This window comes from Methanoculleus chikugoensis, from assembly GCF_019669965.1.
Lineage (GTDB): Archaea > Halobacteriota > Methanomicrobia > Methanomicrobiales > Methanoculleaceae > Methanoculleus > Methanoculleus chikugoensis.
Genome location: NZ_AP019781.1, coordinates 121,769 through 141,960 on the forward strand (window position 1 = coordinate 121,769; position 20,192 = coordinate 141,960).

Annotated in this window: 20 protein-coding genes and 1 tRNA gene; 12 read left to right on the forward strand and 9 right to left on the reverse strand. The window is 63.9% G+C overall.

The features are described from left to right. Nucleotides 1-307 precede the first annotated feature (307 nt). Nucleotides 308-1,213, forward strand: coding sequence for a UbiA family prenyltransferase (locus MchiMG62_RS00625; RefSeq protein WP_244987741.1), 906 nt, complete (start codon nucleotides 308-310; stop codon nucleotides 1,211-1,213). On the opposite strand, the gene MchiMG62_RS00630 is transcribed toward MchiMG62_RS00625, so the two are convergent. From MchiMG62_RS00630 to MchiMG62_RS00645, 4 genes are all read right to left on the reverse strand, one after another. Further along, nucleotides 1,210-1,704, reverse strand: a complete 495-nt coding sequence (locus MchiMG62_RS00630) for a GNAT family N-acetyltransferase (RefSeq protein ID WP_221057445.1) — start codon at nucleotides 1,702-1,704, stop codon at nucleotides 1,210-1,212. The two genes, MchiMG62_RS00625 and MchiMG62_RS00630, sit on opposite strands and share 4 nt — an antisense overlap. 75 nt (nucleotides 1,705-1,779) lie before the next feature. Then, on the reverse strand, nucleotides 1,780-2,271 hold the full coding sequence (locus MchiMG62_RS00635) for a MarR family winged helix-turn-helix transcriptional regulator (protein ID WP_221057446.1): 492 nt from the start codon (nucleotides 2,269-2,271) through the stop codon (nucleotides 1,780-1,782). Nucleotides 2,272-2,312: 41 nt separating this feature from the next. Beyond that, nucleotides 2,313-2,630: a cupredoxin domain-containing protein gene (locus tag MchiMG62_RS00640; protein WP_244987742.1), complete on the reverse strand. Its 318-nt coding sequence runs from the start codon at nucleotides 2,628-2,630 to the stop codon at nucleotides 2,313-2,315. A gap of 67 nt (nucleotides 2,631-2,697) precedes the next feature. Beyond that, complete coding sequence (locus tag MchiMG62_RS00645; RefSeq protein ID WP_221057447.1) at nucleotides 2,698-4,713, reverse strand: Chlor_Arch_YYY domain putative glycosylation protein; 2,016 nt, start codon at nucleotides 4,711-4,713, stop codon at nucleotides 2,698-2,700. 105 nt (nucleotides 4,714-4,818) lie between these two features. On the opposite strand from MchiMG62_RS00645, the gene MchiMG62_RS00650 reads away from it, so the two are divergent. Then, nucleotides 4,819-5,673 carry a ferredoxin-like domain-containing protein gene (locus tag MchiMG62_RS00650; protein WP_221057448.1) on the forward strand — a complete coding sequence of 285 codons (855 nt, stop codon included), beginning with the start codon at nucleotides 4,819-4,821 and terminating at the stop codon, nucleotides 5,671-5,673. A gap of 28 nt (nucleotides 5,674-5,701) precedes the next feature. Here MchiMG62_RS00650 and MchiMG62_RS00655 read toward each other — a convergent pair whose 3' ends face one another. Further along, nucleotides 5,702-5,962 carry a hypothetical protein gene (locus tag MchiMG62_RS00655; protein ID WP_244987743.1) on the reverse strand — a complete coding sequence of 87 codons (261 nt, stop codon included), beginning with the start codon at nucleotides 5,960-5,962 and terminating at the stop codon, nucleotides 5,702-5,704. A gap of 210 nt (nucleotides 5,963-6,172) precedes the next feature. On the opposite strand from MchiMG62_RS00655, the gene MchiMG62_RS00660 reads away from it, so the two are divergent. Together MchiMG62_RS00660 and MchiMG62_RS00665 are read left to right on the forward strand one after the other, a co-directional pair. After that, nucleotides 6,173-8,758, forward strand: coding sequence for a cation-translocating P-type ATPase (locus MchiMG62_RS00660; protein WP_221057449.1), 2,586 nt, complete (start codon nucleotides 6,173-6,175; stop codon nucleotides 8,756-8,758). A gap of 104 nt (nucleotides 8,759-8,862) precedes the next feature. After that, the gene (locus MchiMG62_RS00665; RefSeq protein WP_054847721.1) at nucleotides 8,863-9,057 is read left to right on the forward strand and encodes a CxxC-x17-CxxC domain-containing protein; all 195 of its coding nucleotides are present in this window, start codon (nucleotides 8,863-8,865) and stop codon (nucleotides 9,055-9,057) included. A gap of 86 nt (nucleotides 9,058-9,143) precedes the next feature. On the opposite strand, the gene MchiMG62_RS00670 is transcribed toward MchiMG62_RS00665, so the two are convergent. The 4 genes from MchiMG62_RS00670 to MchiMG62_RS00685 are packed head-to-tail and all read right to left on the reverse strand — an operon-like array spanning nucleotide 9,144 to nucleotide 11,631. Continuing rightward, nucleotides 9,144-10,010: an ATP-binding protein gene (locus tag MchiMG62_RS00670; protein WP_221057450.1), complete on the reverse strand. Its 867-nt coding sequence runs from the start codon at nucleotides 10,008-10,010 to the stop codon at nucleotides 9,144-9,146. After that, complete coding sequence (locus MchiMG62_RS00675) at nucleotides 10,007-10,858, reverse strand: nucleotide-binding protein (protein WP_221057451.1); 852 nt, start codon at nucleotides 10,856-10,858, stop codon at nucleotides 10,007-10,009. The genes MchiMG62_RS00670 and MchiMG62_RS00675 overlap by 4 nt, the downstream gene beginning before the upstream one ends. A gap of 13 nt (nucleotides 10,859-10,871) precedes the next feature. Continuing rightward, the gene (locus MchiMG62_RS00680) at nucleotides 10,872-11,216 is read right to left on the reverse strand and encodes a NifB/NifX family molybdenum-iron cluster-binding protein (protein WP_244987744.1); all 345 of its coding nucleotides are present in this window, start codon (nucleotides 11,214-11,216) and stop codon (nucleotides 10,872-10,874) included. A 55-nt stretch (nucleotides 11,217-11,271) separates the two neighbouring features. Beyond that, complete coding sequence (locus MchiMG62_RS00685; RefSeq protein WP_221057452.1) at nucleotides 11,272-11,631, reverse strand: NifB/NifX family molybdenum-iron cluster-binding protein; 360 nt, start codon at nucleotides 11,629-11,631, stop codon at nucleotides 11,272-11,274. Nucleotides 11,632-11,805: 174 nt separating this feature from the next. Between MchiMG62_RS00685 and MchiMG62_RS00690 the strand changes: the two genes are divergently transcribed. The 8 genes from MchiMG62_RS00690 to MchiMG62_RS00725 all read left to right on the forward strand — a co-directional run bounded on the left by MchiMG62_RS00690 (nucleotide 11,806) and on the right by MchiMG62_RS00725 (nucleotide 20,168). Then, nucleotides 11,806-14,205, forward strand: coding sequence for a Lon protease family protein (locus MchiMG62_RS00690; RefSeq protein WP_221057453.1), 2,400 nt, complete (start codon nucleotides 11,806-11,808; stop codon nucleotides 14,203-14,205). A 5-nt stretch (nucleotides 14,206-14,210) separates the two neighbouring features. After that, complete coding sequence (gene nifS / locus MchiMG62_RS00695; protein ID WP_221057454.1) at nucleotides 14,211-15,383, forward strand: cysteine desulfurase NifS; 1,173 nt, start codon at nucleotides 14,211-14,213, stop codon at nucleotides 15,381-15,383. Then, nucleotides 15,384-16,718 (forward strand): phosphomannomutase/phosphoglucomutase, encoded by a 1,335-nt coding sequence (locus MchiMG62_RS00700; RefSeq protein WP_221057455.1) that lies wholly within the window; start codon nucleotides 15,384-15,386, stop codon nucleotides 16,716-16,718. A 455-nt stretch (nucleotides 16,719-17,173) separates the two neighbouring features. After that, entirely contained in the window at nucleotides 17,174-17,461 is a 288-nt protein-coding gene (locus tag MchiMG62_RS00705; protein WP_221057456.1) for an ATP cone domain-containing protein, read from the forward strand. Between the two features lie 238 nt (nucleotides 17,462-17,699). Next, nucleotides 17,700-17,774 (forward strand) — tRNA-Ile (locus tag MchiMG62_RS00710). A gap of 298 nt (nucleotides 17,775-18,072) precedes the next feature. Beyond that, nucleotides 18,073-18,393, forward strand: a complete 321-nt coding sequence (locus MchiMG62_RS00715) for a nucleotidyltransferase family protein (RefSeq protein WP_342367220.1) — start codon at nucleotides 18,073-18,075, stop codon at nucleotides 18,391-18,393. A 31-nt stretch (nucleotides 18,394-18,424) separates the two neighbouring features. Then, nucleotides 18,425-18,613 (forward strand): HepT-like ribonuclease domain-containing protein, encoded by a 189-nt coding sequence (locus MchiMG62_RS00720; RefSeq protein WP_221057457.1) that lies wholly within the window; start codon nucleotides 18,425-18,427, stop codon nucleotides 18,611-18,613. 328 nt (nucleotides 18,614-18,941) lie between these two features. Further along, entirely contained in the window at nucleotides 18,942-20,168 is a 1,227-nt protein-coding gene (locus MchiMG62_RS00725; RefSeq protein ID WP_221057458.1) for a M23 family metallopeptidase, read from the forward strand. The last annotated feature ends 24 nt before the right edge of the window (nucleotides 20,169-20,192 follow it).

Below are 20,192 nucleotides of genomic sequence, written 5' to 3' on the forward strand. Positions count from 1 at the left end.
ACCCATATCAGCATTTCACCAATTTGGTGAAACCGCAACCTCTCCTCGGTGCATACCGCCGGAGCGTGAAAGGTATCTTCTCATCGCCACCTGCCTTCCGAACGGACGGGGCAGCCGGGAGATATGCCGTACCGGCGCCGGACAGATGGGCGGCAAACAGCGGGACGAAACCCTCCTCTTGGCGCCCCATCGGACTTCCCGTTGAAGAGGAAGTAGCCAATCACCGGTGTAAACGGCAGGTCGTCGTGAACGCGGGATGCACCGGCTGCAGGATCTGCAACGCTTTTTAAACCAAAACGTGGAGTTCATGACAGAGATCATGAGAGAGACCCTTGTGGCACTCGCGGACCTGACCCGGGCCCACTTCTTCTTCGTCTGGCCCCTGCTCTTCTGCTCGGGGCTGGCGCTCGCGTTTGTGAACTACGGGGGGTTCTCGTGGGAACTCGTCGGCCGGGCGGCGCTGATCGGGCTCTCCGGCTTTACGGCCGGGCTCGTCCTGAACGACTACATCGACCGGGAGTACGACAGAAGAGACGTCGACGGCTCGCTCACCCGTTACTGGCGGCCGTTCGGCGAGCGGCCGATCCCGACAGGAAAACTCTCCCCCCGCGCGGCGTTCGCCGTCTTTCTCCTCCTCGCCGGTTTCGCGGCCGCCCTCGCCGCAACACTCCCCGCGCCGCACAATCTCTACGTCCTCGGGATCATGGGCTACTCCTACGCGGTCGAGTACTTCTACCAGACAAAGAAGCGCAACCAGAAGATCCCGCTGGCCCAGGTCATCGGGCGGACGGACTTCGCCCTCTTCCCCGTCGCCGGCTACCTGGTGTACGGGAATCCGGACGCGACCGCTCTCCTCTTCTTCCTCTTCTTTTACCCCTGGACGCTCGCGCACCTCGGGGCAAACGACATCGCCGATATCGTAAACGACCGCGCCCGGGGGATGGCGACGATCCCCGCCCTCTACGGCATGAAGGGCGCGATCGCCTGGGTTCTCGGCTTCTCGGCCGTCCACGCGGGTATGGCGCTCGTCTTCGGCCTCGCGCTCGGGCCGGTAACGCTCGCCGGGTTCGCCGTGGGACTCGTCCTCCTCGGCGCTGCAAACCACCTCATCCTCCGGGGGAAGAGCCCGGAGGCGGCGATGCGGGCGCTCCCGCTCATGCACGCATCGCTGCTCGTCTACGCCACGGCGGTCATCGCAGGAGCCGCTCTTTAGAGGAACTTCTGCATCCAGACGACGTCGAAGAGAACCCCGTGTTTGGACCCGACGTTGCGGAACCTTCCGCACTCGACGAACCCGTGCCGCCGGTGGAACCGGATGCTCCCCTCGTTTCGCGAGGAGATGCTCGCAAGGATGCAGGCGATCCCGCGCTTTTTCCCCCCGGTCTCCAGGTAGCCGAGCACCTCCGACCCGATCCCCCGCCCGGACAGGTCGGGCCGCAGGAAGCAGGTGATCTCGGCGGTCCGGGCGAACGCCGGCATCGGGTTGTGCGGGCGGAGCATCCCGAACCCGGCGACTTCGCCCGCGGCGTCCCGCACCGTGACGACCGGGTAGGTCCGGGCGATCCCGAGGATCATGTCGAAGAAAGCATAGGGCACCTTCTCCTCCGGATAGGCGGCGAAGGTGTGCTCGACGTAGTGGTTGAAGATATCGACGATGCCCGTCCGGTCGGACTCGCCGACCGGGGATAAGGTGTATTCCGGCATGATAGACCTCCGACTGCGGTGCCCTCCTGGTCGGGAGGTGCCTCGCACAGGGGATTGTTTAGCACCTAAACTATATCAGTCCATCCGGAACCGCCGGATCGTCTCCGCCTGCACGGCGGGGCAGTCGTCCAGCATCTCCTCCATCCGGGCGAGGAGTGCCATGAGGCGATCGGCATCGTCGCGGCCTATCTCCCCCGCGATCCCGCGGTTCACCGCAGCGTGGTAGGCCCGGTGCCACGCGAAGGCCTCGCGTCCCCGTTCTGTCAGCCGGAGCAGGACGGCCTTGCCGTCCCCCTCACGCCGCACCCGCTCAAGGTAGCCCTTCCCCTCGAGCTTCTTCGCCGTCTGGGAGACGGCGCCCTTCGTGACGCCGAGCCGGGCTGCAAGGTCCGAGACACCCTCCTCCGGGTGGCGGCCGGCGGCGTCGATAAGGTGCACCTCAGAGGGGTAGAGCAGGACCCCGTGCCCGATATCGACCGGCCGGCGCTCGATCGCCGCCGCTTTGTTCAGGATCCGGGTGAGGCGGTCGAGGATCTCTGTAGCAGGATCGGCTCTGTCGTCAGGCATGTATGGAAAAAGGTTGGGGCCCCGGCCACCTGAAGGTTTACTTACGTCACGATGAACGCCCCGTGCATCGAGGGGTGGATGTCGCACCGGAAGAAGTAGTTCCCCGGGGTCTCGGGCGCCGTGAAGGTGTAGGTCGCCCGGCGCGGGCCGGCGATGATATCGCCGACGAAGATCGCCTCGCTTGCCGAACTGTCCGTGTAGACCGCGACGTTGTGCGGGACGCCGTCGTCCCGGTTATCGAACTCGATCGTCACCTCCGCACCCGCCGGGACCGTGATCGTCTCCGTGCTGAAGGAGAAGCCCTCGGCCATGACCGCCACGGTCACCCTCTCCGCGGCGCGGGCCACCGCCGGGGTCACGCCCGCACCTCCATGACTGTGTCTGCTCGCATCATGGGCCCACCCTGTCGGGCAGGAGGCATAAATGTTACCCGATCCGCTCGTAAACCCGGACCCCACCCTCAGCGTAGATGAGCCGGAGCCCCCGGTCGGGCAGCCGGACGTTGTAGCGCTCGTGTTCGGGCTCGCCGACGTAGAGGAGGGTCGCGTTGTACTTCTCCATCAACGCAAGAGTCCGTTCGGGATCCTCGTAGATCGCCCGGATATCCGCCGGGCGCCCGGTATACCAGGGGCCGTTCCCCCGCCAGGTCAGTTCGTGGCCGATCTGCCCGAGGATAGTCGGGATGCCGGTAAAGGACGAGACCCTCGAGTAGTAGCCGTAATCGCCGTTCTCCGCCTCGACGATCAGGTGATCGCCGTCGAGCGTCCGGAGGTAATCGATCGCCGCAGCCTCCCCCGGCCGCGTGGCCTCGAGGTAGGCAAAGCCGTCCAGGGTGTGGTAGCCCGCAGGGGGGTAGTCGATCCCGAGGAGCCCCCGGCCGATATCGATGTTGAGGGCGACCGGGGCGGCGACGAGAGCGACGGCCGCGGCGACGGCAACGCCCTTCCGTGCCGTTTCCGGGAGGATCGATCGGCGCCCGGCAAGCCATCCTCCGGCGAGGAGGAGTGTGCCGGTCCCAAGCAGGATCCAGGCGTCGAAGTAGAACTTGAAGACGGTGTTGAACCGGCTGTAGTCGCCCCCGAGCATCTCCTCGAAGTAGAAGATCTCGCAGAAGGCGAGGACCGCAAGGCCGGCGATGCAGAGGAGGTCGGCAAACGAGCGCTCCCGGCGGAGAAGGAGGTAGGCGAGCGGCACCAGGAGGACAGCGAGTACGGTGTAGCCGGCGGCGAGGGGAGGGACGGCTACGGCGAGCGCCACCGGAACCCGCCGGATATCGGGGGCGACGGCGACGTAGACGAGCGCGAGGAACCCGCCCCAGACCGCGAGGAAGGCAAGCGGGTCGGTGGGAGGGAGGCCACACCCGATCCCGCCGATACCCGCGGGCTCGAGGTCGAGGTAGTAGGGGAGGTAGACGGAGAAGGCGACGATGGGGACCGCCACGGCGGCGACAAGCGTGGAGCGGTCGCGCCTGGAGAGGAAGAGCACGAAGAGGAAGAGCGCGACGGCGGGGGCGTAGACGAGAGCGTCCCAGGAGGAGAGGAGCGGCATCGAGCCGACGGAGAGGGCAAGGAGGAGGGTGAGGCCGAACCGCCCCTGCGCGTCGAGCCCCCGCCACCGGCACCAGATAAAACCGAGGAGGAAGATGAGGAAGACCTGGTTGAAGACGGCCATCTCGAAGGCGTGGACGTTCCCGAGGAAGAGGGAGAAGACCGGGAACTCGACCCGGGCCCCGGGGATGATCCAGTTGGTATCCTGGAATGCCTGATACAGGTCTCCGCCCGTGGCAAGGAACCAGGGGATCGACGGCGGGACGAGGAGGAGGACCGCGAGGGGGAGCCACCGCCACCGTGAGAGAAGAAGACGGCCGAGGGCGTAGAGGATGACAAACGCCGTCCCGTAGACCGTGGCCGGGACGAGGTTGAAGGCCACCTCCGACGGTGTGCCGGTGACGATGGCGAGAGAGCCCATCAGCCAGTGGCCGAGGTAGTAGTAGACGGTGAGGCGGCCGCCCGCAAACCAGGGGTCGAGCGGCGGAACCACGGGCTCCCGGATGATGCTCGCGATGAAGGCGTGGTTCATGTACTGTTCGCTGAAGTAGCCGATGACCGGATTCGTGAACCTGACGGAAAGCGCGAAGAGGAACCCGACGAGGAAGACCGCGTCCCAGACCAGAAAAGCCCGGAGTTCTCGGTTCCGGTACTCGCCCCGCCGGACGCTGTAGGCTGCAAGGCCGACAAAGAGGAGGAGGGCGAGGGCGACAGGGATGCGGAGCAGGCCGCAGTACCAGGTCACGAGAGCAAAGAGGAGGAGGGAAGCCGGGTAGGCCGCCGGGTAGGCGTAATCCCCGAGTGCCGGACGGAGGCGAGGCCAGAGCGCCAGTTGGAGGCCCTTCAGGAGCCCGGCCCAGAGCAGGACATGCGATGCCTGCAGGAGGCAGTCCACACCCAGTAGTGAAGGAATGGGTATATGCGGTTTTTGCTCTTCCACCCGTGGCCGGGTGCAGATAGTTTAACACAAACTCCGACCATATCCTAAGGCCAGAACCACATGACCGATAGGAAGAAGAGCAGGAGGCAAGGAGTCATTCCCCTCCGGGAGAGGGGGAAAGTCGCCGTGCGGGGGAAGATTCCGGCCGGCGTGATGACCACATCGCAGATGGCGGCGATTGTCCGGGTTGCAGAGGAGTTCGGGAGAGGAGAGGTCGCCATGACGACCCGGCTCAATGTGGAGATCCCCGGCATCGACCGGCGGGACGCAGGTGCGGTCGCGGAGAGGCTCCGGGAAGCGGGGATAGAGACCGGCAGCACCGGGGCCACCCTCCGGTCCGTCGTCGCCTGCAAAGGTACGGTCTGCAGGCACGGGTGCTGCGACACGCAGGGGCTCGCACGGGCGATCGAGGAGCAGTACGGCGGGTGCGAACTGCCGAGGAAACTGAAGATCTCCATTGCGGGGTGCCCGAACAACTGCGCAAGGGTCCAGCTCAACGATATCGGGATCATGGGGAGGAGATTCCCCCGGTTTTATGCCGATGAATGCGAAGGCTGCGGGGCGTGCGAGAAGGTCTGCCGGGAGGGAGCGGTCCGGGTCGTCGACGACGAGGTCCGCTTCTCAGGGGAGGCCTGCATCGGCTGCGGCGACTGTATCGCAATCTGTCCAAAAGATGCGGTCGGTGTCGCTTCGGAGGGACTGCGCCTCTACCTCGGCGGGAGATCGGGCCGGGTCATACGGGTCGGCACCGAGGCGGAGGGGCTGGTCGCCGAAGAAGAGATCCTTGATACCATCACGAAGTTGCTCGATTACTTCCGGGAGAACGCACTGCCGGGCGAGCGGCTCGGCGAGATGATGGAGCGGGTGGGGATAGAGGAAGTCTTTGCGGCCGCCGGGATGAGGCCGCGAAGTTGAGGCAGTTCGGTATCCGGGTGAATAACCGTCATTGCGGTTGTAACTCCACTTTCTTTCTTTCACGAAGGCCTCGTTCGTAGTCGTCCCAGTCCCCGCACTCGGTGATAACCTCCCACTTTTGATGGATACCTCCCTCCAGCCGCACGATCCGGGCAGTCCCGCCCAAACTCTCCTCGACCTCGAAGAATTCCCGTGCCTTCTGCTCGTTAAAAGGGCCGTAACGCTCGATGCTGCCGTCGTCGCCGGGGACCTCGACCCGGTATTTCAGTCTGAGGGTGTCCATCATCATTCACCATTCCGGAGAATCGCCTGCAGGCCCATAAACCTTGGGGAGTCATTACGATACAGAGCGGCAAGGGGTGATGGCCCCCTCCGGGGCCGCTTCGATCCCGGCCCCAATATCTCACGTATAGAACCTCAAATCGGAAACAATCTCTGATTCTGGTATTTCCGGCCGATCAAAAAGAATATTATATCAGGAAGTTACCCGCACACTGGAATGCCGTCACCCGCGGAGGCTACGTCGGATGTTGACCCCGGTTCATTGTCAGGCCTCTCGAACGAACAGGTGGTTTCAAAGCTCAGGGAAGAAGGCTACAATGAGCTCCCTCCCTCAGACAAACGGGGTCTCCCGGAGATACTACTGGGAGTCATACGCGAACCCATGTTCATCCTCCTCGTCGCGGGCGGCCTGATCTATGTTGCCCTGGGAGATATCCGGGAAGCCCTGATGCTCCTGAGTTTCGTCTTCGTGGTCATCGGCATCACCGTGTATCAGGAGCAGAAGACCGAACGGGCGCTCGAGGCACTCAGAGACCTTTCGAGTCCACGTGCCCTCGTCATCAGAGAGGGGGAGCAAAAACGCATCCCCGGTCGGGAGGTCGTATCACGCGACATACTGGTAGTATCCGAGGGTGACCGTGTCCCGGCAGACGCCGTGCTCATCAGCGCGAACAACCTCCTGGTCGATGAATCCCTGCTCACCGGCGAATCGGTGCCTGCCCGCAAGGTACCGTGGCACGATGGGGTGACGATAGGGCGGCCCGGCGGCGAAGACCAGCCGATGGTCTATTCGGGCACGCTCGTGGTGCAGGGCCAGGGGCTGGCCGAGGTCAGGTCGACCGGTCCCAGGACCGAGATGGGGAAGATCGGGACGGTTTTAACCTCGGTCGAGCGGAGCAAGACGAGACTAAAAGGTGAGATCGACCGCCTTGTTCGGGATATCGCCCTCCTCGGCCTCGGCCTCGTCGCGGTCATCGTTGTCGTCTACGGACTGACGCGGTTTAACTGGACCGGGGGATTCCTCGCCGGCATCACGCTCGCGATGGCGATCCTTCCCGAGGAACTGCCCGTCGTCCTGACCATCTTTCTTGCCCTGGGGGCCTGGAGGATCGCGGGCCGCAATGTGCTCACCCGGCAGGCCCCGGCTATTGAGACCCTGGGCTCGGCGACGGTGCTCTGCGTCGACAAGACCGGGACCCTGACGCAGAACAGGATGACCGTCAGGAGACTCTTCGCCCATGGCCGGGAATGTGAGTATGACCGGGCCGGGAAGTCGGTCATGCCCGAATTTTGCCACGAATTGGTCGAGTTCGGCATCCTTGCCTGCAAACGGGACCCCTTTGACCCGATGGAAAAAGCGCTCAGGCAGCTCACCGAAGACCTCGCCCGGACCGAGCACATCCACGAAGACTGGGACCTCCTGCAGGAGTACCCCCTCTCGCAGGAACTGCTGGCGATGTCGAACGTCTGGCGGTCGCGGGAGGGGGGCGGGTACGTCGTCGCCGCAAAAGGGGCGCCGGAAGCGATCGCCGACCTCTGCCACCTCAATGACCGGGAAAAGGAGGAACTGCAGGAGAACGTCAATACGATGGCAGCGGGCGGACTCCGCGTGCTCGGCGTTGCCCGTGCAACGCTGCCCCCGGCCACCCTTCCCGAGATCCAGCATGCGTTTTCCTTCACATTTCTGGGTCTCGTGGGGTTTGCCGATCCGGTCAGGCAAAAGGTCCCGGAAGCGCTCCGGGAGTGTTACCTGGCCGGGGTCCGCGTGATCATGATCACCGGCGACTACCCGCTTACCGCGCAGAAGATTGCCGACCAGATCGGTCTGACCGGGGTGGAGGAGTATATCACCGGCCCCGAACTTGAGGCGATGAGCGACGAAGAACTCAGCCGGCGCATTGCCAGCGTCAATATCTTTGCACGCGTTGTGCCGGAACAGAAACTGAGAATCGTCAAGGCCCTCAAAGCCCGCGGCGAGACCGTCGCGATGACGGGGGACGGTGTGAACGACGCCCCCGCATTGAAGGCAGCAGATATCGGGATTGCGATGGGCGAGCGGGGCACTGATGTGGCGCGAGAGGCATCATCCCTCGTCCTGCTCGACGACAACTTTACGTCCATTGTTGCGGCAATCCGCATGGGCCGGCGGATCTTCGACAACCTGAAAAAAGCCATTGCCTACATCTTCTCCATTCACATCCCCATCGCGGGCATGTCGCTTCTCCCGGTGCTCTTCGGATGGCCGCTCGTTCTTCTGCCCGTTCATATCGTGTTTCTGGAACTTATCATCGACCCCGCATGCTCGGTGGTCTTCGAATCGGAGCCCGAAGAGGCCGACGTCATGAAAAAGGCGCCACGGAACGCGAAAGAAGGACTGCTCACCCGGAAGATGGTGACGGTGAGCGCTCTCCAGGGGGCCGTGGTGTTGGCCATCGTTGTTCTGGTTTACTTCGGCGCCCTCATGCGAAACATCGGTGAATCGGGGGCCCGGACTCTGGCGTTCTCCTCTATCGTGATCGCAAACCTCAGCCTGATCCTGACGAACCGTTCCTGGTCCGAAACCTTCCTCACCACAATAAGGAGACCAAATCGGGCTTTCTGGCTGGTCCTGGGTGGAGCGCTCCTCTTCTTAACCCTGGTGCTCACCGTACCGGCGCTGTTGGACCTCTTCCACTTCAGCCCCCTTGATCCTGCCGATATCGGGCTTTCGTTCGGGGCGGGAGTTTTCAGTGTCCTGTGGTTCGAGATATATAAAGCGTGGACGAAACGGGCGCACTCTGCGGGCCGCCGGACTATCGGATAACTACTGTGTTTTATGATTCAGCCCGCGGCACGGGACACCTTCCCGGCGTGTGAATTACCTTATATAGTATACACCCCTATCTCTACGTGCAGTGTTCTATCTGCATGAGCAATCCAATGGATTATAATAGAGGAAACAGAAATTTTGGCGGTCCCAGAAACTTCGGCGGCCCCCGTGAAATGACAAAGACCATCTGTTCGGACTGCGGCAAAGAGTGCGAAGTCCCCTTCAAGCCGACCGAAGGCAGACCCGTGTATTGCCAGGACTGCCTCCCGAAGCACAGAAAACCCCGGTTCTAAACCAATAAACCCTCTTTTTTTCGCGCACGTCAGGTGATATCTCACTCATCCAGAGCAGAGCGGTTCATGGGAAAAAGGCGGCGGGCTCAGGAGAGCCCGAGTTCGGCGAAGAGAGTATTTTTGAGTGCCCGGAGTGCATCCCCCGCCGCCGAGTCGCCCTGGGTCACGGGGCGGCCGTTCCGGACGGCGTCGACCACCGACGTATCGAACGGGATCTTTCCCGCCACCACGATCTCTTCCCTCTCGCAGTAACCCTCGATCCGGGCGCAGATATCCCCGGCGAGGTCGAACCGGTTGATCGCGGCGAAGATCCGGACGCCGAACCGGCGGCAGACGGTCACGAGCCGTTCGAGGTCGTGGAGCGCCGAGACCCCCGGCTCCGTGACGATGAGAACCGCGTCCATACCGCTGATCGACGCGATCAGCGGGCAGCCTATCCCCGGCGGGCCGTCGGCGAGCAGCAGGTCGGCGCCGTCCGCAAGACGCATCGCCCGCTTCTTCACCTCGGTGACGAGCAATCCCGAGTTCCCGGAGCCCGGGAAGAGCCGGGCATGGGCGAGGTTGCCCCGGTCGGTCGCCGAGGTGTAGATCTCACCGCAGAGGCGGGGTTTCATCGAGACCGCTCCCACGGGGCAGACGTACGTGCAGACGGCGCAGCCTTCGCAGTGCAGCGCGTCCACCTCCCAGGCGTCGTTGCGCACGATGGCCCCGAACCGGCAGTGGTCGGCGCAGATGCCGCAGTCGCGGCACCGCTCCGGGTCGATCCGGGCCGCCGCGAGCCCCCGGAACTCCTCCGTCGTAAGCCGCCGGGGATGGAAGAGGAACTCCAGGTTTGCGGCATCCACGTCGCAGTCGGCAAGAACCTGCGGCATTCCGCTGATATCCGCGAGCGCCGCCGCCACCATCGTCTTCCCGGTGCCGCCCTTGCCGCTCACGACCGCAAGCCGGATCACGGGCTCACCCCCGCAATCTTCGCCATCGCTTCAAAGAGGCCGGCGAACCGCTCCTCCCACCCGGGAAGAAGCGCGGCGATGAGCCCGCCCCGGTTCTGGACGGCGGCGATCTCCCGCGAGAACGGGATGGTCATGATGACGGGGAGCCCGCGCTCCCGGCAGAAGTCGAGAGTCTCCTCATCCCGGCCGTCGCTGCGGTTGATCACGACGCCGGCAGGGATGCCGATCCGGTCCACCACCTCGGCCGCGAGGCGGAGGTCGTGCAGCCCGAACGGGGTCGATTCCGTCACCAGGATGCAGGCATCGCTCCCCTCCAGCGTCTCGATCACCGGGCAGGCGATCCCCGGAGAGGCGTCGTAGAGGATGAGGAGATGCCCTTGTGCGAGCATCTTTGCCGCCCGGATGACCGCCGGTGCCTGCACCTCCCCCTCGTTCAGGATCCCGCTCACCAGGGTGAGACGGGGGACCGGGCAGGAGCACGCGACCCGGCCGATGGTGCGCGAAACCTCACGGACGGCTCCCTGCGGGCAAACGAGAGAGCAGCCCCCGCACGAGCGGCAGAGGTGCGGGAAGACGAGGACGCGATCTTTTAAGACCGAGAGCGCCCCGAACCGGCAGAACTTCCCGCACTCCCCGCAGAGGGTGCAGCGGGCCGGGTCGATCTCCGGAACCGGGGTCGTCACCGGCACGTCCACGGCAGAGCCCGGGAAGAAGAGGTGGAGGTTCGGCTCCTCGACGTCGCAGTCGACGAGCGCCACCTCGCGGGTGCGGGAGAGCATGCAGGCGAGATTCGCCGCCACCGTGCTCTTCCCGGTGCCGCCTTTCCCGCTTGCAATCGCGATCTTCATGCCGGATCCCGCTTCACGCAAGGGGGAGCGGCTGCAGGTTCCCGGCGGTATACTCCGCGAGGGCATCGGCCACGCTGCCGCTTCCGCGGTAGGCGTAGGCCTTGATCCCGCCCGCTTCGAGCGCTTTTGCAGCGTTCCCGCCGACCTGGCCGGTGATGATCGCCGTCGCGCCGTGCTCCGAGAAGATCTGGACCGCCCGGGGGCCGACCCCGCCCGCAGCGTCGACGAGGGGATTTTCAACCGATTCCGCGTTCCCCGTCTCCGTGTCGACGAAGACGAAGTAAGGTGCCCGGCCGAACCGCTGCTCGACCGGTGCGTCCGTGCCTGCTGCACGTGCCGTGATACCGACTATTATCATACACTCCGAGTATTTTTACTCATATGAGCATAATATTATGGATAGTGCACCCGCCTCAGTGGTGTCCGCGGCACTCGTCGCCTTCCTCGTGGTTGCAGGAACTCTTCCCCGGAGAGAGACGGCCGGCGATATAGTCCTGTGCGACGTAATCGGTGTTCCCGCTGATGCCGAGGAGAACCTGGATGCCGCTCCCGTTAAAGAGTTGAACGGCCCGCGGCCCCATTCCGCCCGCGATGATCAGGTTGACCCCGTGCCCCGCGAGAAAGACCGGGAGGCGGCCGGGTTCGTGGCCGGGGTTCGGGAGATCGTCTCTCCTGTAGATGATCGAGTCTTCGACGTCGAATATTGCGTAACCCTCACAGTGCCCGAAGTGTTCGGATACCCTGTTTCCGTCCTGTGCGATTGCTATCCTCATGATATCACCGAATTTACGCGGCCCCGTAGACGATATCGGCCGCATACAACCGTACTACACATATGCGCGAAAGAAAGTAAAACCACCCATCGTACCATCCGGTGCCGGCCCGGGGAACCTTTTTTAAGACGAAGGACACCCTGCGGTGTAAGTTGCAGAAACCTGGTGAGACTGATGATTCAGCCCTTGGATATCAAAGAGTACCGGAACGTCTACGAGGCGGGAAAGGTGGAGTGCGCCAGCACCGAGGAGATGCGGCCGCTCGAGGAGATCATCGGCCAGGAACGGGCGCTCCGGGCGCTGCGGTTCGGCCTTGAGATCCGGGAGGCCGGGTTCAACGTCTACGCCGCGGGCGCTCAAGGGACCGGGCGGGTGAGAGCCGTCCGGAGTTTCCTCGACGAACTCGCGAAGGCCAAGCCCCGGGCGAGCGACTGGGTCTACGTCCACAACTTTGAGAACCAGTACGAGCCCAACGCCGTCGCCCTCCCCGCCGGGAGAGGAACAGAGTTTCGGGAGGACGTGAAACGGTTCATCGAGGGGGCGCGGCAGGCGCTTCCCCGGGCGTTCCAGAGCGAAGAGTATGCCAAACGGCGGGACGAGACGCTCCAGTCGCTCCAGGGGAACAGGACGGATCTCATCGCCCGGATCAACCAGCGCGCCCAGGAGGCGGGGTTCGTCATCCAGATGAGCCCCATCGGTCTGTTGACCATCCCGGTCATCAACGGGAGGCCGGTCCCCGAGGAGGAGTTCATCAACCTTCCCGACGAGGTCCGGGCGGAGGTTCAGCGGCGACGCGAGGAACTCAACACCGAACTGCGGAGCACGCTCCGGCAGGTGCAGGATATCGAGCGGCAGGGAGCCGAGGCGGTCACGAACTTAAACCGCGAGATCGCCCTCTACGCGATCGGCAACCTCGTCGCCGAACTCAAGGAGAAGTATGCCGGTGCCCCGGAAGTCCCCGAGTATATCGACGCCGTCCAGAACGACATCCTCGAGAACATCCAGGTATTTCTCGGCGTCCCCGAGCAGGAGCAGGGTGTCCCGCCCCAGTTCCAGGCCTTCATGCGCGAGATTCCCTTCCGGAAGTACGAGGTGAACGTCGTCGTCGACAACGCTACGGTAAAAGGCGCGCCGGTGGTCTTCGAGCAGAACCCCACCTACCAGAACCTTCTCGGCAAGATCGAGAAGGAGGTGCAGTTCGGCATCTTCACGACCGACTTCACGATGATCCGGCCGGGCTCGCTGCATAAGGCCAACGGCGGCTACCTCGTCCTCGACATCGAAGACATCCTGCGCGCTCCGCTCTCCTGGGATGGGCTTAAGACGGCATTAAAGACCGGGGAGGCCGTCATCGAGGAACCGGGAGAGCGGATGGGGTTCATCACGGCAAAGACGATCAAGCCTGAGGCTATCCCTCTCGATATCAAGGTGTCCCTCATCGGGACGCCGATGCTCTACCACCTCCTCTACCAGTATGACCCCGACTTCAAGGAGCTCTTCAAGGTCAAGGCAGATTTCGACACCGTGATGGAGCGGAACGACGAAAACGCCAACAAATACGCCGACTTCATCTGCAACCTCGTCCGGGAGGAGAACCTCCGGCACCTCGAGCGGGAGGCGATCGCCCGGGTGATCGAGTACGGGTCGAGACTCGCCGCGGACAAGGAGAAACTCTCGACCCAGTTCTCTGCGGTCGCCGACCTCATCCGGGAGGCGAACTTCTACGCCGTGAGCGACGGGTCTGACCGGATCGAGAGAAAACACGTCACGAAGGCGATCGAGGAGAAGATCTACCGCTCGAACCTGATCCAGCAGAAGATCGAGGAGTACATCCGGCGGGGGATCTTCCTCATCGATACCGAGGGCGAGAAGGTCGGCCAGGTGAACGGGCTCTCGGTCATCGGGCTCGGGGACTTCGCCTTCGGCCGGCCGTCGAAGGTGACCGCGAGCATCGGGGTCGGCCGCGAGGGGATCGTGGACATCGAGCGGGAGGCTGCGCTCGGCGGGCCGATCCACACGAAAGGCGTCCTGATCATCAGCGGCTACCTCAACAACAACTACGCGCGTGATAAGCCCCTCTCCCTCTCCGCCCGGCTGGTCTTCGAGCAGAGCTACGAGGGGATCGAGGGCGACTCGGCGTCGAGCACCGAACTCTACGCCCTCCTCTCGGCGCTCTCGGGGCTCCCCCTGAAACAGTACCTCGCCGTCACGGGTTCGGTGAACCAGAAGGGCGAGGTCCAGGCGATCGGCGGCGTGAACGAAAAACTGGAGGGGTTCTTCGAGGTCTGCAAGGCGAAAAGGCTCAACGGGAACCAGGGGGCGCTGATCCCGGCAAGCAACGTCCAGAACCTGATGCTGAAAGAGGAGATCGTCGAGGCCGCGAAGGCGGGGAAGTTCCGGATCTACCCGGTGCGGACGATCGACGAAGGCATCGAGATCCTCACGGGTGTCCCGGCAGGCGTGCGCCGGGATGACGGCACCTATGAGGAGGGAACCGTGAACTACCTGGTGGACCGGCGCCTCCGGGAGATGGCCGAGACGATGCGCGGGTTCCAGCCGACGACGGTGAAGTGACACCGATGGAGCGGAAACGGTCGGTCTACATGGACCATGCGGCGACGACACCGGTGCGGCCGGAGGTCGTCGAGGCGATGCTCCCTTACTTCTCGGAGCGATTCGGGAACCCCTCCTCGCTCTACTCCCTCGCCCGGGAGGCGAAGGAGGCGGTCGAGGAGGCGCGGGAGCGGGTGGCGGCGGCGATCGGCGCTACACCTGCGGAGATCTACTTCACCTCGGGCGGGACGGAGGCCGACAACTGGGCGATCAAGGGAACGGCGGCGGCGAGACGAAAGAAGGGCGACCATATCATCACCTCCGCAATCGAGCACCACGCCGTCCTCCATACCTGCCGGAGCCTGGAGAAGCAGGGCTACCGGGTCACCTACCTCCCGGTCGACGAGTTTGGCCGGGTCGACCCGGCGTCGGTCGAGGAGGCGATCACGGACGCGACGATCCTCGTCTCGGTGATGGCCGCGAACAACGAGATCGGGACGATCCAGCCGGTCCGGGCGATCGCGGAGGTCGCGCACGACCACACAGTTCCGTTCCACACCGACGCCGTCCAGGCGATCGGGGCATTCTCGGTGGACGTGGACGAGATGGGGGCCGACCTCCTCGCCCTCTCCGCCCACAAGTTCGGCGGCCCGAAGGGGACGGGAGCCCTCTACGTCAGGAAAGGAACCCGGATCGGGACGTTCATGGACGGCGGAGCGCAGGAACGGGGCAGGCGGGCCGGAACCGAGAATGTTCCCGGGATCGTGGGGATCGGGCGGGCGATCGAACTCGCGACCGCCGGTATGCCCCGGAACGCTCCCCGGCTTGCCACGATGCGGGATCGGTTGATCCGCGGGATCCTGGATGCGATCCCGGACACCCGCTTAAACGGCCACCCGACCGAACGGCTGGCAAACAACGTCAACGTCGCGTTCCGCTACGTCGAGGGGGAGTCGATCCTTCTCATGCTCGACGCGCTCGGGATAGCCGCCTCGACGGGGAGCGCCTGCACCTCGGCGTCGCTCGAGCCCTCGCATGTCCTGACCTCGTGCGGCCTCCCGCCGGAGCACGCCCACGGCTCGCTCCGGCTCACCCTCGGGTACGCGAACACCGGGGAAGACATCGACTACATCCTTGAAGTGCTACCCGGGATCATCGAGCGGCTGCGGGCGATCTCGCCGCTCCGGGGGGAGGCGTGAATGGCCGGGATCTTCCGGGCCTACGATATCCGGGGGCGCTACCCGGACGAACTCGACGAGGCGACGGCACAGCGGATCGGGAACGCCTTCGTCGCGCTTCTTGCGGCGGAGCGGATCGTCGTCGGGCGGGACATGCGCCTTTCGTCGGCATCGCTCTCCCGGGCGTTCACTCGTGGGGCGGTCGCGGCCGGGGCGGAGGTCGCCGATGCCGGCGAGGTGAGCACGCCGCTCCTCAACTACGCCGTTGCAGCCGGGGGGTTCGACGGCGGGGCGATGGTGACGGCCTCCCATCTCCCCGGGGATATGAACGGGCTCAAACTGGACCGGGAGAACGCCATCCCACTCTCCGGGGACCGGGACCTCCCTCTCCTGGAGACACGGGTCGGGGAGGAGTCAGTCGCCCGCGCCGGCGGGTCCTGCCGCCGGATCGATATGCTCGGCGACTATATCGGGAAGGTGGCCGGGTTCGTCCGGGCGCCGAAACGCCTCACGGTCGTCGTGGATGCAGGCAACGGCATGGTGGGGCCGGAGATTCCCCGGCTCTTTGAGCGGGTCCCGGCATGGCGGCTTGTCCCGATGTATACCGAGCCCGACGGCCGGTTCCCCCACCACCACGCAAACCCGCTCGATCCGGAGACCACCCGGGAACTGCAGGAACGGGTCGTGACCGAGGGCGCGGATATGGGGGTGGCATTCGACGGCGACGGCGACCGGTGCGGGTTCATCGACGAGCGGGGCGAGCGCGTCCGGGAAGATCTGGTGACCGGGCTTATCGCGGAGTACCTGCTCGAAGAGAACCCGGGGGCGACGATTCTCTACGACCTGCGGTCGAGCCGGGCGGTCCGCGAGGCGATCGAGCGGGCCGGGGGCCGGGGCGTGCGCTCAAGGGTCGGCCACGCCTTCATCAAGGCCGCGATGCGCGAGGAGGACGCTCTCTTTGCCGGGGAACTCTCCGGGCACTACTACTACCGGGATATGGGGTTCACCGACAACGGCCTTCTCACGCTGGTCATGGTTGCAAACATCCTTGCCGCAAGCGGCCGGACGCTCTCTGAGCTCGTCAAACCCCTTGACCGTTACCCCTCGACGGGGGAGATCAACCTGTCGGTGAGCGATCCCGCGGCGGTGTTCGCGGTGCTTGCGGCACGCTACCGCGACGCGGAGCTTGACAGGCTCGACGGGCTGACGGCGACCTATCCCGACTGGTGGTTCAACATCCGCCGCTCCCACACCGAGCCGGTGGTGCGGCTGAACATCGAGGCGGATACGCGGAGCCTCCTTGATGAGAAGGAGCGGGAGGTGCTCGCGGCGATCCGGGAGGCCGAGGGTGCGTAAGGGCCGGATCTGCACGGATTCGGGGGGCGGTGCGAACTGCCTACTCACGCGAAGGCGCGAAGGCGCGAAATCTGAATAGGCAGGAAACCCCCCTTCGGGGTGGGGTGGTTCACCAGCGCTGTCATTCACGGATACCGTGGATCGGGACGTTTGTCCCCGGGTGGCCGCGGATCGGGATCGCGTCGCCCCCGCTGATCCACCTACCCTTCACCGGACGTTCTCCCCTCCGCACCGGCGCCGCCCGAGAAGGCGCCGTTAATCCATTGCTTCCGCGGGAAGAAGACGATGGCCGGCAGCCGCAACTTATAAGTATCAGATACCCCACTGTTGGCCGGCAGGCTGCAGCTTGCAACCGAAGCGGGGCCGGGTTGAGCCCCCGGAAAGAAGCCGGGATGCAACGGGCACCCGGGCCTCGAGCCGGGAAGAGAGAACCGGTAATTGATGTGGTGATGAGAATGGCGGCACAGCAGATGGAGTCCCTGTCCTGGCAGGAGACGATGGTCCGGAAGTCGAACAACCAGGAGGAGCAGTTCAACCCCGACAAGATCAGGAGGTCGGTGCAGAACGCCGGAGCAAGCCAGCAACTGGCGGACGAGATCACCCGGCAGATCCAGGGGAGCACGCACAGCGGGATGACGACCTCCGAGATCGACAGCAGCGTCCAGGAGACCCTCAGGCAGAAGGATATGAACGCCTACAACAACTGGATGCAATGGAAAGAGCAGCACCAGAGTTCACGGTAAGAACGTCTCAAACCTTCCCGCAGGCGGTCTTTCATACCAGGCGCCGGACGTCCGTCGGCAGGTCTGCACGGCGGACTTCCGGGCGCTGCGCCTGCCGGGATGCGGGTGCCCGCAAGAGCGCGCATAATGTTTTTATGATCAAAGAACAATATTTATATGCAGTGGGATTCCGGGATCTCCCGGATGTCTGAGATACGTGCATCATCTCCGAATTCAGGCCGGCTGCATAACAATTCTCGGGCCCGTAGCTTAGTCCGGTCAGAGCGCCCGGCTCATAACCGGGCGGTCGTGGGTTCGAATCCCTCCGGGCCCATGTTTTCCAGGATACCATCGCCTGTAGCGTTGCGTTTTGACTGCGTGCCGTCGTTCTCTCGTATCCTGTCTGCCGCCATGACAGTTACGGATCTGCCCATACACCTGCAGGATACGGGTCCCCGATACCTGCTCCGGCCTTCGAGGGCAGCAAGACTGAGTGGTCTCGCACCAGACAACGGAGCCTCCAGGAGGTTGTGCACCGCAGGATCGCCGGCAGAAGATATTCGACGATGGAGAAGGACGTAACTATCAAAGACACAGGGCGAAAGCAGACTATAGATGAATGAGGTGACACTGTGGCCACCGCACCGAAACCGATGAAGAAGACGCCGTCCGTCGCCAGGCTTGAGGAGATGCTGCCGGTACTCCGGGAGCGGTTCGGTGTGGTAAAGATCGGGGCCTTCGGGTCTACTGCCCGCGGCGAGGAGCGGCTTGACAGCGATGTGGATATCCTGGTCGAACTCTCGCCGGACCGCCTCACATTCCGGAACTTCACGGCACTCGCCGACTTCCTGGAGGAGTTGTACGGGCGGAAGGTCGATCTCGTCACCGTCGGAGGACTGGATCCACTCATCCAGCAGGACGTCGAGAATGAGGTGGTCTGGTGTGAAGCGTGATTCCGTCTATCTCGCCTAAATCCTGCAGGAGATGGAGTTCATCGAGACCAATTTCTCCAACCGGGCCTTCGAGGAGATCGTTGGGGACGATATGATGCAGCGATCACTTATCCGGAGCCTCGAGGTCATCGGAGAGGCCTCGAAGAACATCTCATCCGTGTCAGGGAGCGGCATCCCGGCGTTCCCTGGAGTGGCATGGCAAGGATGCGTGACCAATTGATCCACGGGTAGTTCAGCGTCCGGTGGGAACTTGTCCGGGATATGGTGCAGAACGAGGTTCCTATGGTCAAACCGGAGATACGAGCGATCCATGCAGCAGCGCTGCTCCGTGAAGAGGCAGGCGCCCGGTGAAGGCGGCCGTCGAACCCGGACTTAAGATCGCAAGGAGCGAGAGCCAAAAAGCCAGCAGGATGTTCTTTCGTCCGTCTTTCGCAGTAACTGCTATCCACCGGGGATTCGAATCCCTGCGGGCTCATAGATCAGGGAATACAGGATCGAGATCTATCTGATTTATTATCCGGCACGCCAACCGCTCGAACGTCATTATCATGTCGGCCATTCGCCAGATCCTCATCCTCGTCGTCGTAACGGCAGGGATCCTCGCCGCCGGATGTACGCAATCCATAACGGAACCGCAACCGGCGCCCGCGGCTCCGCCGGTGAATATGACCGTTCCGTTTGCGCCCATCCCGGTCTCCAGCCAGGACGGCGTCAACCTTGCCTACGAACTTGAGCTCTCCCCGGCGGGAAACGAGACGCCCGTACCGGAAAAGGTCGAAGTCATCGATCCTGCCACAGGAGACGTACTCTGGTCGCTTGATGGGGAGCTGCTGGCCAAACTCTATCACCCGGCCGCAAGCCCGCCGCCGACCGCGGCGGAACTCGAGAACGGCACCGGTAAACTGCCTTTCCCGCGAATTTCCCTCTGGTTCAAGGTTGCTCCGGACGCCGTACCCGACCGGCTCGTCCACCGGCTCACCCTGAACCTGACCGGGAGCGGGCTCGCGCCGGTTACGCTCACCGGCGGCAACGTCACGGTGGGTAAGGATCTTGCGCCGGTGGTTATCGGTTCGCCGGTGCGCGGCCCGGGCTGGACGGCGATCGAGACCACGGCTCCCGTGACCCATCACTTCCTTACTCAGATCACGATGAACGGGGTGACCCGCGTTCCCCAGCGCTACGCACAGGACTGGATATACCTGGACCCGGCCACCGGGCAGGCGGCCGCCGGGAACGTGACCCTGGCAAAGAACTTCCTCGGATACGGCAGGGAGATCTACTCGGTCGCCAACGGGACGGTGGTGGGCGTCATGGACGGCCTTCCGGACCATGAGAGCATCTATTCCGCCCCGCCGGCGACTGTTGCAACCGCAGCCGGCAACTACGTCATCGTCGATATCGGGAACCAAAAATTCGCCTGCTACGCCCACATGGTCCCCGGCTCGATCCGGGTCGGGATTGGCGACAGCATCACGGAAGGGCAGGTCCTCGGCCTGATGGGCAACAGCGGGAACTCCGATCTCCCGCATCTCCACTTTCAGGTCGTGACGGGTACCCCCTCCTTCCTCGGGGCCGAGGGCTATCCCCACGTGTACCGGTCGTTCGACGTGATCGGCGGGGTCGACCAGGCCCTTGCAGAAGAGAGAACATCCGGGCCCGATTACCCGGTAACCCGGTTATGGTCGGAATTCGGGGATTACGTCACGTTCTCCGTGCAGCCGGTGCCCCAGCAGAACAACCTCACGGAGAACTGGGCTGTTGTCCGGTTTCCCTGACCGCATTCTTTTTTCTCTGCACCC

What these genes read in the sequence shown, in the direction of transcription:
- MchiMG62_RS00625 (WP_244987741.1), top strand. Translation starts at nt 308, where the DNA reads ATGACAGAGATCATGAGAGAGACCCTTGTGGCACTCGCGGACCTGACC.
- MchiMG62_RS00630 (WP_221057445.1), bottom strand. Translation starts at nt 1,704, where the DNA reads ATGCCGGAATACACCTTATCCCCGGTCGGCGAGTCCGACCGGACGGGC.
- MchiMG62_RS00635 (WP_221057446.1), bottom strand. Translation starts at nt 2,271, where the DNA reads ATGCCTGACGACAGAGCCGATCCTGCTACAGAGATCCTCGACCGCCTC.
- MchiMG62_RS00650 (WP_221057448.1), top strand. Translation starts at nt 4,819, where the DNA reads ATGACCGATAGGAAGAAGAGCAGGAGGCAAGGAGTCATTCCCCTCCGG.
- MchiMG62_RS00655 (WP_244987743.1), bottom strand. Translation starts at nt 5,962, where the DNA reads ATGATGATGGACACCCTCAGACTGAAATACCGGGTCGAGGTCCCCGGC.
- MchiMG62_RS00660 (WP_221057449.1), top strand. Translation starts at nt 6,173, where the DNA reads ATGCCGTCACCCGCGGAGGCTACGTCGGATGTTGACCCCGGTTCATTG.
- MchiMG62_RS00665 (WP_054847721.1), top strand. Translation starts at nt 8,863, where the DNA reads ATGAGCAATCCAATGGATTATAATAGAGGAAACAGAAATTTTGGCGGT.
- MchiMG62_RS00675 (WP_221057451.1), bottom strand. Translation starts at nt 10,858, where the DNA reads ATGAAGATCGCGATTGCAAGCGGGAAAGGCGGCACCGGGAAGAGCACG.
- MchiMG62_RS00680 (WP_244987744.1), bottom strand. Translation starts at nt 11,216, where the DNA reads ATGATAATAGTCGGTATCACGGCACGTGCAGCAGGCACGGACGCACCG.
- MchiMG62_RS00685 (WP_221057452.1), bottom strand. Translation starts at nt 11,631, where the DNA reads ATGAGGATAGCAATCGCACAGGACGGAAACAGGGTATCCGAACACTTC.
- MchiMG62_RS00690 (WP_221057453.1), top strand. Translation starts at nt 11,806, where the DNA reads ATGATTCAGCCCTTGGATATCAAAGAGTACCGGAACGTCTACGAGGCG.
- nifS (WP_221057454.1), top strand. Translation starts at nt 14,211, where the DNA reads ATGGAGCGGAAACGGTCGGTCTACATGGACCATGCGGCGACGACACCG.
- MchiMG62_RS00700 (WP_221057455.1), top strand. Translation starts at nt 15,384, where the DNA reads ATGGCCGGGATCTTCCGGGCCTACGATATCCGGGGGCGCTACCCGGAC.
- MchiMG62_RS00705 (WP_221057456.1), top strand. Translation starts at nt 17,174, where the DNA reads ATGGCGGCACAGCAGATGGAGTCCCTGTCCTGGCAGGAGACGATGGTC.
- MchiMG62_RS00720 (WP_221057457.1), top strand. Translation starts at nt 18,425, where the DNA reads ATGGAGTTCATCGAGACCAATTTCTCCAACCGGGCCTTCGAGGAGATC.
- MchiMG62_RS00725 (WP_221057458.1), top strand. Translation starts at nt 18,942, where the DNA reads ATGTCGGCCATTCGCCAGATCCTCATCCTCGTCGTCGTAACGGCAGGG.